At 68.0% G+C, this 19242-nt stretch carries 13 protein-coding genes, 1 pseudogene and 2 riboswitches; of the genes and pseudogenes, 4 read left to right on the plus strand and 10 right to left on the minus strand.

Annotated elements, in window-relative coordinates:
- Window positions 1-36: 36 nt before the first annotated feature.
- A riboswitch (glycine riboswitch) is annotated at window positions 37-160 on the minus strand.
- A 44-nt stretch (window positions 161-204) separates the two neighbouring features.
- A riboswitch (glycine riboswitch) is annotated at window positions 205-306 on the minus strand.
- 96 nt (window positions 307-402) lie between these two features.
- From BXA00_RS05200 to BXA00_RS05220, 5 genes are all read right to left on the minus strand, one after another.
- Entirely contained in the window at window positions 403-1296 is an 894-nt protein-coding gene (locus BXA00_RS05200) for a ZIP family metal transporter (protein WP_076516827.1), read from the minus strand.
- A gap of 30 nt (window positions 1297-1326) precedes the next feature.
- Window positions 1327-1941 (minus strand): superoxide dismutase, encoded by a 615-nt coding sequence (locus BXA00_RS05205; RefSeq protein ID WP_076516829.1) that lies wholly within the window; start codon window positions 1939-1941, stop codon window positions 1327-1329.
- Window positions 1942-2058: 117 nt separating this feature from the next.
- Window positions 2059-3261: an NAD(P)/FAD-dependent oxidoreductase gene (locus BXA00_RS05210; protein WP_076516831.1), complete on the minus strand. Its 1203-nt coding sequence runs from the start codon at window positions 3259-3261 to the stop codon at window positions 2059-2061.
- Between the two features lie 23 nt (window positions 3262-3284).
- Window positions 3285-5546, minus strand: a complete 2262-nt coding sequence (locus BXA00_RS05215; protein ID WP_076516833.1) for an arginine/lysine/ornithine decarboxylase — start codon at window positions 5544-5546, stop codon at window positions 3285-3287.
- A 311-nt stretch (window positions 5547-5857) separates the two neighbouring features.
- Window positions 5858-6310: a hypothetical protein gene (locus BXA00_RS05220; RefSeq protein ID WP_076516835.1), complete on the minus strand. Its 453-nt coding sequence runs from the start codon at window positions 6308-6310 to the stop codon at window positions 5858-5860.
- 120 nt (window positions 6311-6430) lie between these two features.
- Here BXA00_RS05220 and BXA00_RS05225 point away from each other — a divergent pair, with 120 nt between their 5' ends.
- Window positions 6431-6949, plus strand: coding sequence for a GNAT family N-acetyltransferase (locus tag BXA00_RS05225; RefSeq protein ID WP_076516837.1), 519 nt, complete (start codon window positions 6431-6433; stop codon window positions 6947-6949).
- Between the two features lie 10 nt (window positions 6950-6959).
- Here the strand turns inward: BXA00_RS05225 and BXA00_RS05230 are convergent, their stop codons facing one another.
- Entirely contained in the window at window positions 6960-8201 is a 1242-nt protein-coding gene (locus BXA00_RS05230) for a diguanylate cyclase (RefSeq protein ID WP_076516839.1), read from the minus strand.
- A 171-nt stretch (window positions 8202-8372) separates the two neighbouring features.
- Here BXA00_RS05230 and BXA00_RS05235 point away from each other — a divergent pair, with 171 nt between their 5' ends.
- Window positions 8373-9236, plus strand: a complete 864-nt coding sequence (locus tag BXA00_RS05235; RefSeq protein ID WP_076516841.1) for a GNAT family N-acetyltransferase — start codon at window positions 8373-8375, stop codon at window positions 9234-9236.
- Between the two features lie 4 nt (window positions 9237-9240).
- Here BXA00_RS05235 and dcd read toward each other — a convergent pair whose 3' ends face one another.
- From dcd to apbC, 4 genes are all read right to left on the minus strand, one after another.
- A complete protein-coding gene (gene dcd, locus BXA00_RS05240) occupies window positions 9241-9804 on the minus strand; it encodes a dCTP deaminase (protein WP_076516843.1) in 564 nt (187 codons plus the stop codon).
- Between the two features lie 109 nt (window positions 9805-9913).
- Window positions 9914-13507 (minus strand): translocation/assembly module TamB domain-containing protein, encoded by a 3594-nt coding sequence (locus BXA00_RS05245; RefSeq protein WP_172805902.1) that lies wholly within the window; start codon window positions 13505-13507, stop codon window positions 9914-9916.
- Between the two features lie 56 nt (window positions 13508-13563).
- Entirely contained in the window at window positions 13564-15456 is a 1893-nt protein-coding gene (locus tag BXA00_RS05250; protein ID WP_076516847.1) for a BamA/TamA family outer membrane protein, read from the minus strand.
- A gap of 3 nt (window positions 15457-15459) precedes the next feature.
- Window positions 15460-16548 carry an iron-sulfur cluster carrier protein ApbC gene (gene apbC / locus BXA00_RS05255; RefSeq protein WP_076516849.1) on the minus strand — a complete coding sequence of 363 codons (1089 nt, stop codon included), beginning with the start codon at window positions 16546-16548 and terminating at the stop codon, window positions 15460-15462.
- A gap of 101 nt (window positions 16549-16649) precedes the next feature.
- On the opposite strand from apbC, the gene BXA00_RS05260 reads away from it, so the two are divergent.
- Both BXA00_RS05260 and metG read left to right on the plus strand, forming a co-directional pair.
- The gene (locus BXA00_RS05260) at window positions 16650-16925 is read left to right on the plus strand and encodes a hypothetical protein (RefSeq protein ID WP_076521804.1); all 276 of its coding nucleotides are present in this window, start codon (window positions 16650-16652) and stop codon (window positions 16923-16925) included.
- A 192-nt stretch (window positions 16926-17117) separates the two neighbouring features.
- Window positions 17118-19217 (plus strand): annotated as a pseudogene (metG, locus tag BXA00_RS05265) (methionine--tRNA ligase); the annotation flags it as partial.
- Window positions 19218-19242 lie beyond the last annotated feature (25 nt).

The raw sequence follows: 19242 nt of genomic DNA on the forward strand, positions 1-19242 counted from the left end.
GTTGCGGGCGGATGGCGCCCGCGCAACGGCTGAATCTTCCGCCCCTCTGTCCTTTTGCCTGAGAGTTGCCCCGCGTGGCGGGTTTGCACCTTCGGCGCCTGGGCTGCTCGCCATGTCCCTGATTAGGGCGGCGGTGCCAGGTCTCTCCAGAGTACTGTTTTGCCGCGTCCGCATGGCCGGTTGGGCAACAAATGCGGGACGGGACAAGCCTGCGCGGTATCGGTTACCTGAGCGATTCTGGGCGAATTGCGCCTTCGGCGGCGGCCGGACTGTGTGCCTTCGGCCGCTCTCTCCCGCAACATGCGTGACAGCGGGCAAAGCATACAACGAAAATCCCGGATCAGCCTAGGCCCGCCGGGCGTCTGCGGGCATCTGCGGGCATCTTTCCGGCGCCCTTGCGCCTTATCCCAGGGCCGTGTCCAGCAGCATCATCAGGACGAATCCCAGCATCAGGCCGCAGGTCGCATAGACCTCATGCCCCTTGCGGTGCGATTCCGGAATGATCTCGTGGCTGATCACGAACAGCATCGCGCCGGCCGCGAAACCCAGGCCCCACGGCAGCATGGGCGCCGACCAGCCGACGATGGCCGCGCCCAGCACCGCGCCCACGGGCTCGATCAGCCCCGACAGCATGCCCAGCGCCACGGCGAACGTGCGCTTGTAGCCGGCGGCCAACAGGGCCACGGCCACCACCAGTCCTTCGGGGATATCCTGGATCGCAATGCCCGTCGCCAGGGCCGTGCCCCGCACGGGATCGCCGCCAGCGTAGCCCACGCCGATCGCCAGACCTTCGGGCAGGTTGTGCAGCATGATCGCGAACACGAACAGCCAGGTTCGGCGCAGCCGGTGCGCCTCCATGCCCTCCCTGCCCTTGATGAAATGCTCGTGGGGCAGGATGCGGTCCATGAGCAGCAGCACCGCCGCGCCAAGCAGAACGGCCGCGCCCACCGTCAGGCCCGCCCCCCATGGCCCATAACCCAGATCCTCGCCCGCCGCGATGCCCGGCGCCACCAGCGAAAAGGCGCAGGCGGCCAGCATCACGCCGGCCCCGAAGCCGAACATGCTGTCCTGCGCCTTTTGCGGAATGGTGCGGGCAAAAAGAATGGGCAGCGTGCCCAGCCCGGTCGCCCCGGCCGCGACCAGGCCGCCCAGCAGGGCGTCGGCCACGTGCGGCGCGCGCACGTCCAGAAAGACCCAGAGTTGGTACAGGGCCAGGCAGGACACCATGACCGCCAGCGTCCAGACGCTGATGCTGGTGGCCGCCGGCCGAACACGATGACGGCTGAAGGTATTCATATGCCGCTGCGCTCCTTGCGGGAGAGGCGCTCAGCCCTTCGCCGCCACATAGCGGCGCGACACTTCGGGCCAGTTCACCACGTTGTAGAAAGCGCCGATGTATTCCGGCCGGCGGTTCTGGTACTTCAGATAGTAAGCGTGTTCCCAGACATCCAGGCCCAGGATGGGCGTGTTTCCATCCATCAAGGGGCTGTCCTGGTTGGCGCTGCTCTCGACCACCAGCTTGCCGGCCGGCGTCACGCTCAGCCAGGCCCAGCCGCTGCCGAAGCGCGTCAGCGCCGCCTTGGTGAAGGCTTCCTTGAAGGCGGGCAGCCCGCCCAGTTCCGCTTCGATGGCCGCCGCAAGGGCCCCATCCGGCTCGCCGCCGCCCTGCGGCGACATGACGGACCAGAACAGGCTGTGGTTGGCATGGCCGCCGCCATGGTTGCGCACGGCGCCGCGCACGGCTTCCGGCAGTTCCTTGATGCGGGCGACCAGGGCTTCGACGGGCTCGTCCGTGGCGATGCCGGCGCCTTCCAGGGCGGTGTTCAGGCCGGTGACGTAGGTCTGGTGATGCTTGGTGTAGTGGATCTCCATCGTCATTGCGTCGATGTGAGGTTCCAGCGCGTCATAGGCGTACGGCAGGGGCGGTAGGGTGTAGGCCATGCGAATCTCCGGCTGATCCATCCCAGGGGGACAGGCTTGATAAATATCAAAACATAAATGATATGTATTTTTATTTAATATCACAATGCCGGAGTGTCCAAAAAAGCGCCCTGCGGCCTACAGCGCCTGGCCGCAGGCCACGCCCGAGGCCCAGGCCCACTGGAAGTTGTAGCCGCCCAGCCAGCCGGTAACGTCGACGGCCTCGCCGATGAAATACAGGCCCGGCGCGGCCTTGGCCTGCATGGACTTCTGGTCCAGGCCGCGCGTGTCCACGCCGCCCCGCATGACTTCGGCCTTTTTGTAGCCCGCCGTGCCGCTGGGCACGAGCGTCCATTGATGGATGTCCTGCGCCAGCGCGCGCAGCGTCTTGTCGGGCGCGTCCGCCAGGCGCAGCGCCGCCAGTCCCGGCTTGCCCGCCTGTTCGGCCAGGTGCAGCCAGCGGTCGGCCAGGCGCTTGGGCCACAGCCCGCCCAGCACCGTATGAAGCTGCTGGCGGTTGCCGGACTTGGACGCCAGCAGTTCCTGCGCCAGGTCGCGGCCCGGCGCCAGGTCGATCACGATGGGCTCGCCCGGCTTCCAGTAGCTGGAAATCTGCAGGATCGCCGGCCCGGACAGCCCGCGATGCGTAAACAGCAGGTCTTCCAGGAATTCGCCCCGCGCCTTGCCCTGCCCCGTGTGCAGGTTCACTTCCAGCGCCACCCCGGACAGCTCGGACAGGGGCTGCCATTGGACGGGGTCGAAGGTCAGCGGGACGAGCGCGGGCCGCGGCTCCACGACCTTCAGGCCGAACTGGCGGGCGATCTTCAGCCCGAAGTCGGTGGCGCCCAATTGGGGAATCGCCATGCCGCCGGTCGCGATGACCAGCTTGGCGGCGCGGATGACGCCCTGGCTGGTGCGCAGTTCAAAGCCGGCCTCGCCCTGCGCGATCTCGGCCACCGAACAGCCCATGCGCCATTGCACATTGCCCGCGCCGCATTCGGCACGCAGCATGTCTATGATGTTTTCGCTGGAGTCGTCGCAGAACAACTGGCCGCGATGCTTTTCGTGCCAGGCGATGCGGTGGCGCTTGACCAGCGCCAGGAAGTCCTGCGGCGTGTAGGCCGACAGCGCCGACCGGCAGAAATGCGGGTTCTCGGAAAGAAAGTTGGCGGGCCCGGCCCCGATGTTCGTGAAGTTGCAGCGCCCGCCGCCCGAGATGCGGATCTTCTCGGCCAGGCGCTGCGCGTGGTCGACCAGCACCACGCGCAGTCCGCGCTGGCCGGCGACCGCGGCGCACATCATTCCCGCGGCGCCGGCGCCGAGTACTGCGACATCGAACATCAAGATTCCAGGTCCGCCCGCGCTCAGTCTTCGATCAGGCAGTCGACGTAGTAACGCTTTTCGCCGTCCGGTCCCACTTCGTCGGCCAGGCCGTGGATGTAGGTTTCAAAGCCGGGGAAGCGTTCGTTGAACTCGCGCGCGAACTGCAGGTATTGCACGATGGTGCGGTTGAAGCGCTCGCCCGGAATCAGCAGCGGAATGCCCGGCGGGTAAGGCGTCAGCAGCACGCCCGTGACGCGGCCTTCCAGCTTGTCGATGTCGACGCGCTCGACCTCGCGGTGCGCCATGCGGGCAAACGCGTCCGACGGCTTCAGGGCGGGCACCATGTCGCTGAGATACATCTCGGTCGTCAGGCGGGCGACGTCGCGCTCGCGGTAGGCCTCGTGGATCTGCTGGCAGAGGTCGCGCAGGCCCATGCGCTCGTAGCGGCGATGGTCGCGGCAGAACTCCGGCAGGATGCGCCACAGCGGCTGGTTGCGGTCGTAGTCGTCCTTGAACTGCTGCAGGGCGGTCAGCAGCGTGTTCCAGCGGCCCTTGGTGATGCCGATGGTGAACAGGATGAAGAACGAGTACAGGCCCGTCTTCTCGACCACCACGCCGTGCTCGGTCAGGTACTTGGAGACCAGGGCGGCGGGAATGCCGGTTTCACCGAAGCTGCCCGACATGTCCAGCCCCGGCGTGATGACCGTGGCCTTGATCGGGTCCAGCATGTTGAAGCCTTCGGCCATCTCGCCGAAGCCGTGCCAGTGGTCGTTGGCTTCCAGGATCCACTCGTCGCGGTTGCCGATGCCTTCGGACACCAGGCGGTTCGGGCCCCAGACCTTGAACCACCAGTCGTTCTTGCCGAATTCGGATTCCACCTTGCGCATGGCGCGGCGGAAATCCAGGGCTTCGCGGATGCTTTCCTCGACCAGCGCGGTGCCGCCCGGCGGCTCCATCATGGCCGCGGCCACGTCGCAGGACGCGATGATCGCGTACTGGGGCGACGTGGACGTGTGCATCAGGTACGCCTCGTTGAAGACGTTGCGGTCCAGCTTGCGGGTCTCGGACTCCTGCACGATGATCTGCGAGGCCTGCGAGATGCCGGCCAGCAGCTTGTGCGTGGAGTGCGTCGCAAACACCATGGCGTCCTGGCTGCGCGGGCGGTCCTGCCCGATGGCGTGCATGTCCTGGTAGAACTCGTGGAACGACGCGTGCGGCAGCCAGGCCTCGTCGAAGTGCAGCGTGTCGACATAGCTGCCCAGCTGCTTTTTGATCATTTCGACGTTGTAGATGACGCCGTCGTACGTGCTCTGCGTCAGCGTCAGGATGCGCGGATTCTTGTTGACCGCTTCGCGCGCGAAGGGGTTGGCCTCGATCTTCTTGCGGATGTTGTCGGGATGGAATTCTTCCAGGGGGATCGGCCCGATGATGCCCAGGTGGTTGCGCGTGGGGCGCAGGAACACCGGGATCGCGCCCGTCATCGTGATGGCGTGCAGGATCGACTTGTGGCAGTTGCGGTCCACCACCACCACGTCGCCCGCGGCGACGTTGGCGTGCCACACGACCTTGTTCGAGGTCGACGTGCCGTTGGTCACGAAGAAGCAATGGTCCGCGTGGAAGATGCGCGCGGCGTTCAGTTCGGATTCGGCGACCGGGCCGGTGTGGTCCAGCAGCTGGCCCAGTTCGTCCACGGCGTTGCAGACGTCGGCGCGCAACATGTTTTCGCCGAAGAACTGGTGGAACATCCGGCCGACCGGGCTCTTCAGGAACGCCACGCCGCCCGAATGGCCCGGGCAGTGCCACGAATACGAGCCGTCCTGCGCGTACTTCACCAGCTCGCGGAAGAACGGCGGCGGCAGGCTGTCGACGTAGCTGCGCGCTTCGCGGATGATGTGGCGCGCCACGAATTCCGGCGTGTCCTCGAACATGTGGATGAACCCGTGCAGCTCGCGCAGGATGTCGTTCGGAATGTGTTCCGAGGTGCGGGTCTCGCCGTACAGGTAGATGGGGATGTCGGCGTTGCGAAAACGCAGCTCGCCGATGAAGGCGCGCAGGTTCTTGATCGCGCTGGCCACGTCCTCGGGCGAGTCCACGTCGAACTCTTCATCGTCGATCGACAGGATGAAGGCGCTGGCGCGGCTTTGCTGCTGCGCGAACGAGCTCAGGTCGCCGTAACTGGTCACCCCGATCACCTCGACGCCCTCGGCCTCGATTGCGGCGGACAAGGCACGGATACCCAAACCGGACGCGTTCTCGGAACGGTAGTCCTCGTCGATGATGAAGATGGGGAAGCGGAATTTCATGCAGGCGCTCCTGGGGCAAGGCGAATCGGACGCGTATCGCGGCGCGAATGTACTGCTAGTAAAAACCGTCCGATGACAGACGGCGCGAGCACCCGCCGGGTGGCGGGAATTGCGGAATTGTAGGGCTGTTTTTCTTACAGCCCTACGGGAAATCCCCAGAAGGCGTAAGCAGGCGTTGTCCGGCCGCCAAAAGGAGGCCGCGACGATGGCGGGCCAGGGAGAAATCCGGCCCCGCCCAGGGCCGGCGGCCGGGTTCCGGGCGCGCCCGGAACCGGCAGCCAGGCAGCGCCCCGCGCAGGCGGCGTCCCGGCCTAGCGGATGGTCCGGGCTTCGCCGGTCTGCAGGGCGTCCGTGAATAGTTCGAAATAGGCGGGAATCGCCTCGGCGGCCCCATAGCGGATGCGCCGCTCGACCTTGGCGATGGCGCCGAAGCACACTTCCGCGCCGGGTTCCCCGCAGACCAGGACGACGGGATCCTCGTCGTCGCAGACCTCGTACAACCCGCCGTGCGCCCGGCGGCCGACCTCGTAGAGATAGGCGGCGGCGCCGACCGTTTGCATGGGGGTCAGGGGAAGCGTGCCCAGATGGGCGGCCTCCAGCGCGTCATCGAGCGCATGGACGCTGGACGGTGAGTAGTCCAGCACGGCGCCGGTGGAACCGGCTGCCTCCACGAAGTCCTGCGCTGCACCCGCGACACGGGCCACGAACTCTTCCTGCACTTCATGGCGCGTCGCAACCTGGTTTGTCTTGAGGAAACCGAACATCAGTGGCTCCTTTGTGAAAACCGCAAGCGGCGTTGAAACCATTATAGGCAAGGCCACCGGCCTATACTGCCCGAACGTTTCCTATTCCCAACACTTGCATTCCCAACACTTGCGCCGCCCATGTCCGAGCCCGTCGTTCGACGCCTGACCGCCCTCGATGCCGCGCCCTTGCGGCAATTGCGGCTGGACGCCCTGGTCGAGACGCCCGAGTCCTTCGGATCGAGTTACGAAGAGGAACACACGCTGACATTGGCGGACATCCGCGAATGGATCACCCCGGCCGACGATGGCGCCATGTTCGGCGTGTTCATGCAGGACGCCTTGGCAGGCATGGTGGGCGTGGGGCGGCAGCGCAAGCTGAAGATGCGCCACAAGGCCCACATCTGGAGCATGTACGTGGCGCCGGCCCAACGCGGGCGCGGGCTCGGGCGGCTGCTGATGCACGCCGCGATTGCCCACGCGCGGACCATGCGCGGCGTACGCCAGGTGCAGTTGAGCGTGACCGCCAACAACGCCGCGGCCGCGGCGCTGTATGCCAGCCTCGGATTCACCGTGTATGGCCACGAGCGCGAGGCGCTGTGCGTCAACGGCAGGCTGTACGACGAAACCCTGATGGCGCTGCCGCTGGCGAACGGGTAGCGCGGCGGTGTCAGCCGGCGCCCGAGCGGCGGCGCGCGCCGTAGGCGCACACCTGGTTGCGCCCGCCATCCTTGGCCTTGTAGAGCGCCTGATCGGCCGCCTTGATGACCGCGTCGGGCGCGCGCAAGGTCTCGCTGCGCTCGGCCACGCCGATGCTGACCGTGACGCGCAGCGGCCGGGCGCCACGCCCGCCCCGCGCGCCGCGCCGCCGCTGGCCAAGCTGGTCGGCCTTGGGCCGGGCGGGTTTGTCGCGCAGCCGCATCTGATACGCCTCGATGGCGCGCCGGACCGTTTCCAGGTGCGGCATCGCTTCGGCCGCGGTCTTGCCCGGGAACACCAGCGTGAACTCCTCGCCGCCGTACCGGTAGGCGCGGCCGCCCCCCGGCACGCGCCGCAACTGCGAGGCGACCATGCGCAGCACCTGGTCGCCCACGTCGTGACCATGGGTGTCGTTGAATGCCTTGAAGTGGTCCACGTCGGCCATCGCCAGCGTGTAGACGCGGCCCATGCGCTGCAGCCGCTCGTTCAGGGCGCGGCGGCCCGGCAAGCCGGTGAGTTCGTCCCGGAACGCCATGTGAAAGCCTTCGTGCGCCAGCGAGATGCACAGGGCCGTGAGCGACGCGGCGGACATCAGCGCCAGTTCAATGGGGTGGGCCGCGCCGCGCGGCAGCGCCCATGCCATGCACACGAAGCCCAGCCACTGTCCCGCCTGCTGCGGACGCCCGTAGCGCAACAGCAGCAGCGTCAGCGTCAGTCCGCTTGCCAGCAGCGCGATCAGCGCCTCGGCCGGCACGCCCATGCGCGCCAGCATGCCCTGCAGCGCGAAGGTGCTGAAAAGGCTGTCCACCCCGTCCTTGCCCGCCAGCGCGATCACCGCCACGCCCGCGGCCATCAGGCCGATGCGCAGCGCCATGTCGAGCAGCATGCTGGATCGTTCGGACCACAAGGCGTTGCTGGTGTAGACGAGCGCCCACCAGGCCAGCAATGGCCCCATCGCCCAGGGCGCCTGCCGCGCCAGCGTGGGCCAGGCCGCCGTGACGGCCAGCACGCACAGGATCAGCGCCATGGTCTGCGAGCGTTGATACATCAGGCAGATGGCCGAGCCGATCAGCGCCATCACCCACGGCACGAACGGCAGGATCAGGCTCAGCGCGGGCGGCCATTCCCGCCAGAACAGGAGACCGAACGCCGCGGCCACCGGCAACGCGGGGTAGAACAACAGGGGCAGCCAGGGAATATGGGGGTAACGCACAAATGGGCCTTGCTCACGCTTGCAGATATGACGTCGCCAAATCGGCAAACACATGTACTCATTTTACGGACGCGGCGTGGGGTTCTTTAGCGCCCGCCGCGTAACAGCGGGCGTCGCGCCCGTGCTATGTTGGCGCTCCACCGTTGTTGGCTCCACCATTGGAAGGCATCCATGCGAATCCTGGTCAATATCGATGTGCCCGATCTCGAACACGCCATCGGCTTCTATGAGAACGCCTTCGGCCTGACGCTGAACCGCCGCCTGGGTCCGGCCGGCGCCGAGATGCTGGGCGCCGACGCGCCCATCTACCTGCTCGAAAAGGCCGCCGGCACGCCGGCCGCCGGCGCCGTGCGCCAGCCGCGCGACTATGCGCGGCACTGGACGCCCGTGCACCTGGACGTGGTGGTGGATGACGTGGACGGCGCGGTGGCCAGGGCGGTCGCGGCCGGCGCGCGGCTGGAGGATCCGCCCGCCACGCATGCCTGGGGCCGCATCGCGCACCTGTCCGACCCCTACGGCCATGGCATTTGCATCCTGCAATTCCTGAACCGCGGCTACGACGAGCTGGCGCCCGATGCCGCCTCCCCGGCGGCGCCGCTGCGCTTCACTCCCGTGTCGCAAACCGATTTCGAGGCGCTGCTGGCCCTGCGGATCGCGGCCATGCGCGAAAGCCTGGAGCGGCTGGGCCGCTTCGACCCGGACCGGGCGCGAGCGCGCCTGCAGAGCACGTTCCAGCCGCAATACACCTGGCACATCGAGCGGGAAGGCAAACGCATCGGCTTCTACTGCCTGCGCCCGGACGGCGCAGGCCTGCGCCTGGATCATCTGTACGTGCACCCCGACGCGCAAGGACTCGGCGTGGGCGGCCAGGTGTTGCGGCGCCTCCTGCAGGAGGCCGACCGGCGCGGCCAGAGCGTGACGCTGAGCGCATTGCGCGGCAGCGACTCGAACCGCTTCTATCGCCGCCACGGCTTCGTGCAGACCGGCGAAGACGTGTGGGACATCGACTACCTGCGGCCCGCGGCCGCAGGCTGACGCATCAGGTGCGCGGCAGCGTGACGCCGCGCTGGCCCTGGTATTTGCCGCCGCGGTCGCGGTACGAGGTTTCGCAGACCTCGTCGCTTTCCAGGAACAGCATCTGCGCGCAGCCTTCGCCCGCGTAGATCTTGGCGGGCAGCGGCGTGGTGTTGGAGAACTCCAGCGTGACGTGCCCTTCCCATTCGGGTTCCAGCGGCGTGACGTTGACGATGATGCCGCAGCGCGCGTAGGTGCTCTTGCCCAGGCAGACCGTCAGGACGCTGCGCGGAATGCGGAAGTACTCCACGGTGCGCGCCAGCGCGAACGAATTGGGCGGGATGATGCAGACGTCGCCCTTGAAGTCCACGAACGAGCCTTCGTCGAAATTCTTGGGATCGACGATGGTGGAATTGATGTTGGTGAAGATCTTGAATTCGTCGGCGCAGCGCACGTCGTAGCCGTAGCTGCTGGTGCCGTAGCTGACGATGCGCCCGCCATTGGCTGTACGGACCTGGCCCGGTTCGAAGGGTTCGATCATGCCGGCGTCGGCCTGGCGGCGGATCCAGCGGTCGCTTTTGATGCTCATGGTGGGTGTGGTGCTAGGGATTTGAATGGACGCCATTTTATCCCGAGCGCGCCGGCCCGCCCCTGACCGGGGCGGGACCGGCTTGTCCCGCCTCAAGCGGGGCGCCCGGTCAATTGCCGAACAGCGTCCGGTATACCAGCGAGATCCCGTTAACCGACCCGCCCTTCAAATCCAGGGACAGACCACGCGCCAGCCGGTAGCTGGCGCGCCCGACGGTGTCGCTGCCGGACAGGGCCTGCTCGACGCTGAGCGTGATGCCGTTGGCGAAGTTCTTGCTGGCCACCAGGAATTGCGTGGACAGGTCGCTGTTGATGTCACGGTTCACGTTGCCGGCCACCGTGCGGTCGGGCAGGATGCTGCCCGAACTGCCCATGTTGCCGGTGCGCACGGCCACGTCGTCCAGGCCGAACTGCTTGTAGAACGGCTGCCCGCCGCCCAGCAGCGCGGTGCCGATCGACACGAGCAGGGCCGCGTCGCCGCCGCTTTCGTCCGGGCCGCGGCCCAGCAGCAGCCACGATAGTTTTTCGACGTCGCTGACCTCGGGGTAGGAGACCAGATCGATGCGCGGCCGCTGGGCGGTGCCGACCACCCGCACGCCCGCCTCGACCAATTCGCCGGTGCGCAGGGCCTCGATGTCCAGGATGGGATTGTCCAGGCGGCCCTGGAAGGTCAGCGTGCCCCGGCTCAGCCGCAGCCGCTGGCCATAGGCCTCGATGCCGCCGCCGCGGGTGCGCAGTTGTCCCCAGCCCGTCAGCCTGCCCTCGTTGAGCCGGATCTGGATGGAGCCGAGCAGCCCGGCATCCAGCCCCATCCCGGTGATGTAGAAGCGCGGCCCCATGTCGAACTTCAGGTCCATGCTGGTCTGCAGCGGCGTCGAGACCTTGCTGGGGTCGTCGCCCGCGCGGATCACGCGCACGTCGTCATCCAGCGTCGGCACGCCCTGCAGTATCTCCAGGCTGAACCACCCCGCGTCGGCGCTCAGGTTGCCGACGATTTCCAGGCGCGGCATGGCCGCGCGCACCTCCACGGTGCCGGACACCATGGCGTAGCGGTCCGAGCGCTGCAAGGCCGGGAAGCGGAACAGCGTCAGGTTGATGGCCCCGCCGCCGTCCATGATGTTCCAGTCTCCCTTGGCCTCGGCGTAGCCGCCCTTCGCCCCCGGGTTGGTCGTGATCCATTCCTTGGTGCGCCATTCGGCCGGCATGACGCGCAACGACGCCGGAAAGCGCAGGCTGTCCAGGATCAGCCGCTGGCCGTCCAGGCGCGCGGAGAGCGTGCCGTCGATCAGCCGCACGCCGTCGTCGATGCGCACCAGCCGCAGCTTGTCGCCCCGGATATTGCCGGTGGCGCCCCACTGGCCGGCGAGCGTGCCCTGGACGTCGATGTTGGCCTTGAGCGCGCCGCCGACCTCCATGGCGTCGCCCACGAAGAGGCCCACCCACGCCAGGTCGGCGATGTCCGCGTTGAGCCGCGCCCGCAGCGGCTGGCGCGAATCGAGCGCCATGCCGCCCTGGGCGTCGACCAGCAACACCGCCGTGCCGGTGCCGTTGATCGAACCCATCTTGTTCGTGGACAGGTCGAGCCGCGCGTCCAGCCGGCTGGCGTTGGCCGAGGTGGGCGTGGCCGTCAGATCGAGCACCAGCGCCTTCACGCCCAGCGGGATGGGCGGATCGCCCGGAATCAGCAGATCGCCCGAACGGCGCGCGATGCGCGCCTTGCCCGCCAGCCGGCCGTCAAATTTCAGGTCCCACAGCAGGTCGAGCGCGATGCGGCGCTGGCCGTCGGGCACCATCGCATTCACGCGGCCGGCGTTGCGGCCCAGCTTGGCCGCCGCTTCGGGGTCGAACGCCCCGATCACCTGGCGCGCCATGGCGGCGGTAATGACCAGGTTGTCCGACTGCCCCGCGGTTTCCCAACGCTTGCCGCCGCCGCGCGAGCCCTGGTGCGCCACGGTCAGGCGCTCCTTGCCGGGCAGCGCCAGGCTTATCGCGGTCTGGCCGACCTGCCATTGCCACTGCGGCGCCACGGCCGAAGGAAGGAAAGACAGCGTGACCGGCCGGTCCAGCGACACCGTGAATCCGGCCGTATCGGCGGCCAGCCGGGAAAACGTGCCGCGCCAGCCCACCAGCGCCGCGTCGGGCTGGCCTGCCGGGCCCCTGCCCCAGCCGCCCGCGAAGGCGAGACTGGCCTGCGCGCGCGACCGCCCGACGATGCCCGGGCGGGGGTTGGGCGGGGTGTAACTGGCGGTGATCTCGCCGCGATGGGCCGCCATCGCGCCGTCGAGGCGGGCTTTGACGTCCGCCCCGCCAGGCAGGCCGGGCCAGAAGGCATCCAGTTGCGGCGCCTGGGCGTCCAGGGTGATCGCGCCGTCCGACGCGCCCAGTTCGCCCGTCGCCCGGACCCGGTTGCGGCCCAGCCGCAGGTCCACGTCCAGGCCATGGATACGCAGGCCCGCCAGCGGCGCCTCGGCCGGGCCCGGCGCGGCCGTGCCGGCGGGCGGGGCCGCGGCCACGTCCACCTGGGCCTTCAGGTCCCCGCTCAGGGGCTGCCGGTTCCAGCGGCTGCCCTCTTCAAAGCGCAGGTTGAAGGCGGCATGGCGCAGCGCGCTCAGGTTTTCGATCTCGGCCTGCACGTCGGCGCGCACGGTCAGCAGCGCGGGCGGCAGCGCGTCGCCCGCCCAGGGCGCCAGATCCAGCCGCTGGGCGTCGAGCGACCCAACGATGCGGTCACGGCCCGGCGCATCGCCGGCCTGCAGGTCGAACTGCGCGGCCAGCGTCGATTTGTCCGGCAACTGCGCGCGCGCCCGGGCGCTGCGCAGCACCAGCGCCGTGCGCGGCGCCAGGTCGGCGACCACGTCGAGCATCAGGTTGGAGCCCGTGCCGTCGACCTTGGCCTGGATGCCGTCGAGCGATCCCGCCGCGTCGGCCCGCAGCACCACCAGGCAGGCGGGCGCGGGCGGCCCCATCGGCGCGGCGGCGGGGCCGGGTTTCTGGCCGGGTTTCTGTCCGGATGGCGGCTTGGCGCCCGCGGCGGCATCGCCCGGCCCCTTGGCCGGGCCGAACACGCCGCTCAGCCGGTCGGCCTGGCACAGCGGCGACTCGGGTCCCGCGCCACGCGCCGTCACGTCCAGGCGCGCGGCAAAGGGCCAGGGGTCCGCCAGGGCCTGCAGGTCGGCCTGGCCGGTCACGTCGGCCTCGCCCACCTCGTGTCCGACGCGCAGGCTGGCGATGCGCAACTGGGCGCCCTGCCTGCCGGCGGCCAAGGTGGCGCTCAGGTCGTTCAGCGTCACCGGCAGCGGCTGGCCGTCCTGGATGAACTGGAAGTCGCCCAGCGCCAGCCGGTCCACGGCGATGGTCACCGGCAGTTCCGGCATGGTGAAGGGTTCGTCGCCGTCTTCGGCGGGCGGCGCCTGCGGCGGCGAGGTCATGGCCACGCGGACCGATCCGGCCGACAGGTTGCGCACGTGCAGCAGGCGATCCCCCAGCGCGCGCCAGCGCACCACCAGGTTCAGGTCGGCGATGTCGACATGCGCGCCCCCGGCCACCAGTTCCAGCCGGCCCACGGTCACGCCGCGCAGGATGGAGCCGTTCACGTCCAGCGCCTGACCGTCGAGCTGCTGCGCGGCGGTGGTCAGCAACAGGCGCGTGCCGTTCTGCGACGCGACCAGCCAGAAAATGAATCCGGCCGCCAACGCCGCCAGCATGGCCAGGCCGGGCAACCACCAGACCAGCACCTGACGCAGGAATTTACGCAAGAACGTCAAAATGCGATCCCCAGCGAGAAATGCAGTCGCAGGTCGCGCTGGCGCTGACCGTAGGCCAGGTCAAGGAACAGCGGCCCGGCGGGCGTGCGCACGCGGGCGCCGACGCCATAGCCCACGTTCATCGACATGTCGCCGAAGGATTCGGCCGCATCACCCGCGTCCACGAAGACGCCCATGCCCCAGCGTTCATCGAAGTAGTGGTCGTATTCGATGCTGCCCACGAGCAGCGTGGGCGCGCCCACGACGGCGTTGTCGCGATGCACGCCGATGCTCTGGTAACGGTAGCCGCGGATGGAACGCGCGCCGCCCGTCCGAAAGCCGAAGTCGTCGGGCACCTGCACATCGCCGTTGGACCACACGCGGCCCGCTTCGGCGCGGATCGTCAGCACGTCCAGCTTGCCGATCGGCCACCATTTCTGGCCACGCAGCCGCAGGCGCGTGTAGGGCTCGCCCGTGTCCAGCGTGACACCGACGCCGCCGCCCACCGAAATCAGGTTGCCTTCGCGCGGATCGTATTTGTTGTCCACATCGCGCCGCAGCCATTCCGCCGTGGTGGTCACGGTGGGCAGCGTGTAGCTGTCGCCGCCATCGATCTTGACGTGGTCCTGCGCCAGCAGCACGCCGTAGCGCGTTTCGTATTCGACGCGGCTGTTGCCCGCCCCCTTGCGCTCCTGGGTGCGCGTGGCGCCCAGCGCGTAGCGGGTGACTTCCAGGCCCTGGATGTCGGAACGGTCCGCCAGAATCCCGAAGGAATCGCGGTAGCCGCGCTCGCTCGGGGGCAGCAGGATGTCCATGAAGGCGCGCTGGCGCAGCCGATCCACGCCGAACCCGGTTTCCAGCGTGACGGGCTGGCCGAACACCACGTTCTGACGGTACAGGGATTCCACCCGAACGCCGGCCTCGTCATCCACGCCGATGGACGCGGAAAAACGCTTGGGCGGCGCTTCGACCACGCGCACCTGCACGGGCAGGGTGACCTCGCCGTCCGAATCGAACTGGGCCGGCGGCGGGGGCAGGCCGCCCGACACCGTGGGGTCGCCCGCCGGCGCGGCCGCGGCGGCGTCTTCGGCTCCCGGTCCGCGGGCGCGGTCCGAAATGGGATCGGTAGGCTGGACGGTCTGGTCAGGCTCTTGCAGCGACACGAACGCGCCGCGGAAGAACGCCGTGGACTGCAGGTCCTGCTGCCACTGGTCCAGCCGATCCTGGTTGAACGCCGCCCCCACGTTGTAGCGGACATAGCGGTTGATCAGCTTTTCCGGGACGCGCTTGAGGCCTTGCGTGTTCAGTTCGCCCATGCGGACCTGCGGCCCGCTGTCGATGGCGACGTGCAGATGCGCGACGGCGTTGTCCGCGTCGATGTCCGCGCGCGACGAGGTCATGCGCGCCAGCAGGAAATCGCGGGTGGTGACGTCATCGAGCAGCGTGGCCTTGGCGCGGTTCCATTCGCTGTTGATGAACGGCTGCCCTTTTTTCAGCCGCCAGTCGTCGCGCAGCGTCTGCACGCGCTGCGCGTACTCGGGTCGCGTAATGCGGCCGGAGAATTCCAGGCTGACGGATTCGACGACCGTGCGCTTGCCCGGCACGATGGCGATGTCCCAGGTTTCCCCGCCGATGTCGGTGCCGGCTTCGAGCGTAACCTTGGGCGAAAAATAGCCTTGCGTGGCCAGCGCCGCCAGCGTCGCGTCGCGCGCGCGCCGGCGCAGGCGGTTGATTTCACCGCCGTCCTGGTCTTCGGCCAGCCGCGCGATCGCATCGACCGCCTGCGTGATCGCCTGCAGCGCGGCCGGGGGCACGCCCCCGGGGTCGACGATGACTTCCGGGCGCTTGGCCAACGCCTCGCCCGCCATCATGCACAGTCCTGCCAATACGGCTCGGGCAGCCCACCGCATGTGTCAGGTCGGTTGCTGGACGACGATGGAGGGGAACTTTCCGGCCATGTCGCGCGGAAGCGCCGCAACGCCCGCGGCCAGCTTTCTTGCGATCGCGCGATACAGCGACGCGGCTTCGCTGCCCGCGTCCGACACGACCGTCGGCGTGCCGGCGTCGGTCTGTTCGCGGATCGCCAGCGTCAGGGGCAGGCTGCCCAGCCACGGCGTCTGGTATTGCTCGGCCATGCGCTGACCGCCGCCTTCGCCGAAGATGTGTTCGGCGTGGCCGCACTGCGAGCAGATGTGGATGGCCATGTTCTCGACCACGCCCAGGATCGGCACTTCAACCTTCTGGAACATCCGCAGGCCCTTGCGCGCATCCAGCAGCGCGACGTCCTGCGGCGTGGTGACGATGACCGCGCCCACGACCGGCACCTTCTGCGCCAGCGTCAGGGCCACGTCGCCCGTGCCCGGCGGCATGTCGACGATCAGGTAATCCAGGTCGCGCCAGTTGGTCTGGCGCAGCAACTGTTCCAGCGCCTGCGTGACCATCGGGCCGCGCCAGATCGCCGGCGATTCGGCGTCGATCAGAAAGCCGATGGAGTTGGCCTGCAGGCCGTGGCCCGTCAGGGGCTCCATGCTTTTGTTGTCCAGGCTTTCGGGACGGCCCGAAATGCCCAGCATCGTCGGCACGCTGGGACCGTAGATGTCGGCGTCCAGCAGGCCGACCTTTGCACCCTCGGCCGCCAGGGCCAGCGCAATATTCACGGCCGTGGTGCTTTTGCCCACGCCGCCCTTGCCCGACGCAACCGCAATAATGTTGCGCACATTGGGCAGCGGCTTCAGGCCCTTCTGCACGGCATGCGCGGCGACTTTCCAGGTGACGGTGACCTGCGCGTCCGGCGCGCCGGCCTGCGCCAGCGCGCGCGCGGCGATGTCGCGGATCTGCTCGCGCACGGCGTCGGCGGGATAGCCCAGCTCCAGGGTCACCGCCACGCGCCCGCCAGCCATTTGAATGTCACGATCTTTTACAGAAACGCCTAAATCCAAACCGGTATTCGGGTCGTGCGCGGCGCGCAGTGCGGCGCGGATGTTTTCTATCGTTATACTCATGTCACTATGGTTCCGTAGGCAGCGCGGCGTCTGCGGGCCGCCATCCCCTAAAGGATAGCGGATACACGGGAACCTTTCGCTGCGTTTTGCATCCGACATTCATGACCAACACACTTATCCGCTTCTTTCGTGCCGTCCTATTCGCCGCCCTGGCCTTGATCGGCATGGCGATGGCGCTGGTGTTCATGCTTTCCACGGCAGTCGCCGTGGCGATCCTGTACGTGGTCGCCAAGGTGCGCGGCAAGCCCTTTGGCGTTCGCGCCTATTGGAGCCAGCGCCAGGGCGCCCGCCCGGGCCCCTTCCAGTCCGCCACCGCGCCGTTCGCCACGCAACCGCGCGGCGACGTGATCGACGTCGAAGCCCGCGAAATCCGCTGACGGCGTTTTTTCACTGCCTTGCGCCCAGATCCGGCGCAAGCAGGCCGTTGCGTGTTGCGCCAAACCGCAGCCCGCGCACCGGCCCATTCCCCCTCAACCCGCCTGATTCGCCTTGCCGCGAGAGGCGGGTTGTGTGCTTTCCGGGGCCGCGTCGCGGGCAGGTGCGCGCGCTTGCCCTAAAATGGCCGGCCAAATCCCTTTTCCCCTCAACCTCAGTCGACAACCATGTCTCGCACCCTTTTTGTCACCACTGCGCTGCCCTACGCCAACGGATCCTTCCACATCGGCCACATCATGGAATACATCCAGGCCGACATCTGGGTTCGTTCGATGCGAATGGCGGGCCACACGGTGCACTTCGTGGGTGCGGATGACGCGCACGGCGCGCCCATCATGCTGAAGGCCGAAAAGGAAGGCATCACGCCGCAGGCGCTGGTGGCGCGTTACGCCGCCGAGCGTCCGCAGTACCTGAACGGTTTCCACATCCGCTTCGATCACTGGCACTCCACGGACTCGGCCGAAAACGTCGCGCTGTCGCACGACATCTACCGCGCGCTGAAGGCCCAGGACCTGATCGAAACGCGCTCCATCGAGCAGTTCTACGATCCGGTCAAGGGCATGTTCCTGGCCGACCGCTACATCAAGGGCGAATGCCCCAAGTGCCACGCCAAGGACCAGTACGGCGATTCCTGCGAGGTCTGCGGCGCGGTCTATGCGCCCACCGAGCTGATCAATCCGTACTCGGCGCTGACCGGCGCCACCCCCGTCCTGAAGTCGTCCGACCATTTCTTCTTCAAGCTGTCCGATCCGCGCTGCGTGGAATTCCTGCAGCAGTGGACCACCGGCGCGAACAAGCACGGCGGCAAGCACCTGCAGCCTGAAATGCTCGCCAAGACGCGCGAATGGCTGGGCGCCGAAGATGGCGAGGCCAAGCTGGGCGACTGGGACATTTCCCGCGACGCCCCCTATTTCGGCATCGAGATCCCGGACGCGCCGGGCAAGTACTTCTACGTGTGGCTGGACGCGCCGGTCGGCTACCTGGCCTCGCTCAAGTCGTACTGCGAGGTCAAGGGCATGGACTTCGACGCCCTACTCGACCCCAATGGCGACACCGAACAGGTGCACTTCATCGGCAAGGACATCGTGTACTTCCACGCCCTGTTCTGGCCCGCCATGCTGAAGTTCGCCGGCCGCAAGACGCCGGACGCGGTCAATGTGCACGGCTTCATCACGGTCAGCGGCGAAAAAATGTCCAAGAGCCGCGGCACCGGCATTTCGCCGCTGCGCTATCTGGAACTCGGCATGAACGCCGAATGGATGCGCTACTACATCGCCGCCAAGCTGAACGCGCGCGTCGAGGACGTGGACTTCAATCCCGAGGACTTCATCGCGCGCGTGAACAGCGACCTGGTCGGCAAGTACGTCAACATCGCCAGCCGCGCCGCCAGCTTCATCACCAAGCACTTCGACGGCGTGCTGGGCTATTCGGGCGACACCGATGCGCTGTCCGCCGAATACGCCGAACAGGCCGAATCCATCCGCGCCGCCTTCGAGGCGCGCGAATACAACCGCGCCATCCGCGAAATCATGGCCTACGCCGACCGCATCAACCAGGCGTTCGACACCGCGCAGCCGTGGGTGCTGGCCAAGGGCCTGGCCACCGCCGATGACGCGCAGAAGGCCGCGCTGCAGGACATCTGCTCGCGCTCGCTGGCTGGCTTCAAGGCCCTGTCGGTGATGCTGGCGCCGGTGCTGCCGGCGCTGGCCGAACGCGTCGCGCTGGAGCTCTTTGGCGCGCAGGCGCCCTTCACCTGGGCCGATGCCTCGGTGCTGCCGCAGCGCGTTGCGCCGTTCAAGCATCTGATGCAGCGCGTCGAGCCGCAGATGCTGGAAGACCTGTTCGAGCCGCCCGCCGCGCCCGTGGTGGTGCCCGGCGGCGAGCCGCTGGCCGAGACCATCTCCATCGACGACTTCGCGCGCGTCGACCTGCGCATCGCGCAGATCGTCAACTGCGAACACGTCGAGGGCTCCACCAAGCTGCTGCGCCTGACGCTGGACGTGGGCGAAGGCCGCCACCGCAACGTGTTCTCGGGCATCAAGTCGGCCTACCAGCCGGAAGACCTGATCGGCAAGCTGACCGTGATGGTGGCCAACCTGGCGCCGCGCAAAATGAAGTTCGGCGTGTCCGAAGGCATGGTGCTGGCCGCCAGCCACGCGGACGAAGCCGTCGACGCCGGCATCTACGTGCTGGAACCGTTCCCCGGCGCCAAGCCCGGCATGCGCGTGCGCTGACCGGCACGGCAGACCAGAAAAGACC

The sequence above is a fragment of the Achromobacter sp. MFA1 R4 genome (genome assembly GCF_900156745.1).
GTDB lineage: Bacteria > Pseudomonadota > Gammaproteobacteria > Burkholderiales > Burkholderiaceae_B > Achromobacter.

Excerpts from the sequence above, each read along its gene's own strand:
- BXA00_RS05200 (WP_076516827.1), bottom strand. The coding sequence starts at position 1,296 with ATGAATACCTTCAGCCGTCATCGTGTTCGGCCGGCGGCCACCAGCATC.
- BXA00_RS05205 (WP_076516829.1), bottom strand. The coding sequence starts at position 1,941 with ATGGCCTACACCCTACCGCCCCTGCCGTACGCCTATGACGCGCTGGAA.
- BXA00_RS05210 (WP_076516831.1), bottom strand. The coding sequence starts at position 3,261 with ATGTTCGATGTCGCAGTACTCGGCGCCGGCGCCGCGGGAATGATGTGC.
- BXA00_RS05215 (WP_076516833.1), bottom strand. The coding sequence starts at position 5,546 with ATGAAATTCCGCTTCCCCATCTTCATCATCGACGAGGACTACCGTTCC.
- BXA00_RS05220 (WP_076516835.1), bottom strand. The coding sequence starts at position 6,310 with ATGTTCGGTTTCCTCAAGACAAACCAGGTTGCGACGCGCCATGAAGTG.
- BXA00_RS05225 (WP_076516837.1), top strand. The coding sequence starts at position 6,431 with ATGTCCGAGCCCGTCGTTCGACGCCTGACCGCCCTCGATGCCGCGCCC.
- BXA00_RS05235 (WP_076516841.1), top strand. The coding sequence starts at position 8,373 with ATGCGAATCCTGGTCAATATCGATGTGCCCGATCTCGAACACGCCATC.
- dcd (WP_076516843.1), bottom strand. The coding sequence starts at position 9,804 with ATGAGCATCAAAAGCGACCGCTGGATCCGCCGCCAGGCCGACGCCGGC.
- BXA00_RS05245 (WP_172805902.1), bottom strand. The coding sequence starts at position 13,507 with ATGCTGGCGGCGTTGGCGGCCGGATTCATTTTCTGGCTGGTCGCGTCG.
- BXA00_RS05250 (WP_076516847.1), bottom strand. The coding sequence starts at position 15,456 with ATGCGGTGGGCTGCCCGAGCCGTATTGGCAGGACTGTGCATGATGGCG.
- apbC (WP_076516849.1), bottom strand. The coding sequence starts at position 16,548 with ATGAGTATAACGATAGAAAACATCCGCGCCGCACTGCGCGCCGCGCAC.
- BXA00_RS05260 (WP_076521804.1), top strand. The coding sequence starts at position 16,650 with ATGACCAACACACTTATCCGCTTCTTTCGTGCCGTCCTATTCGCCGCC.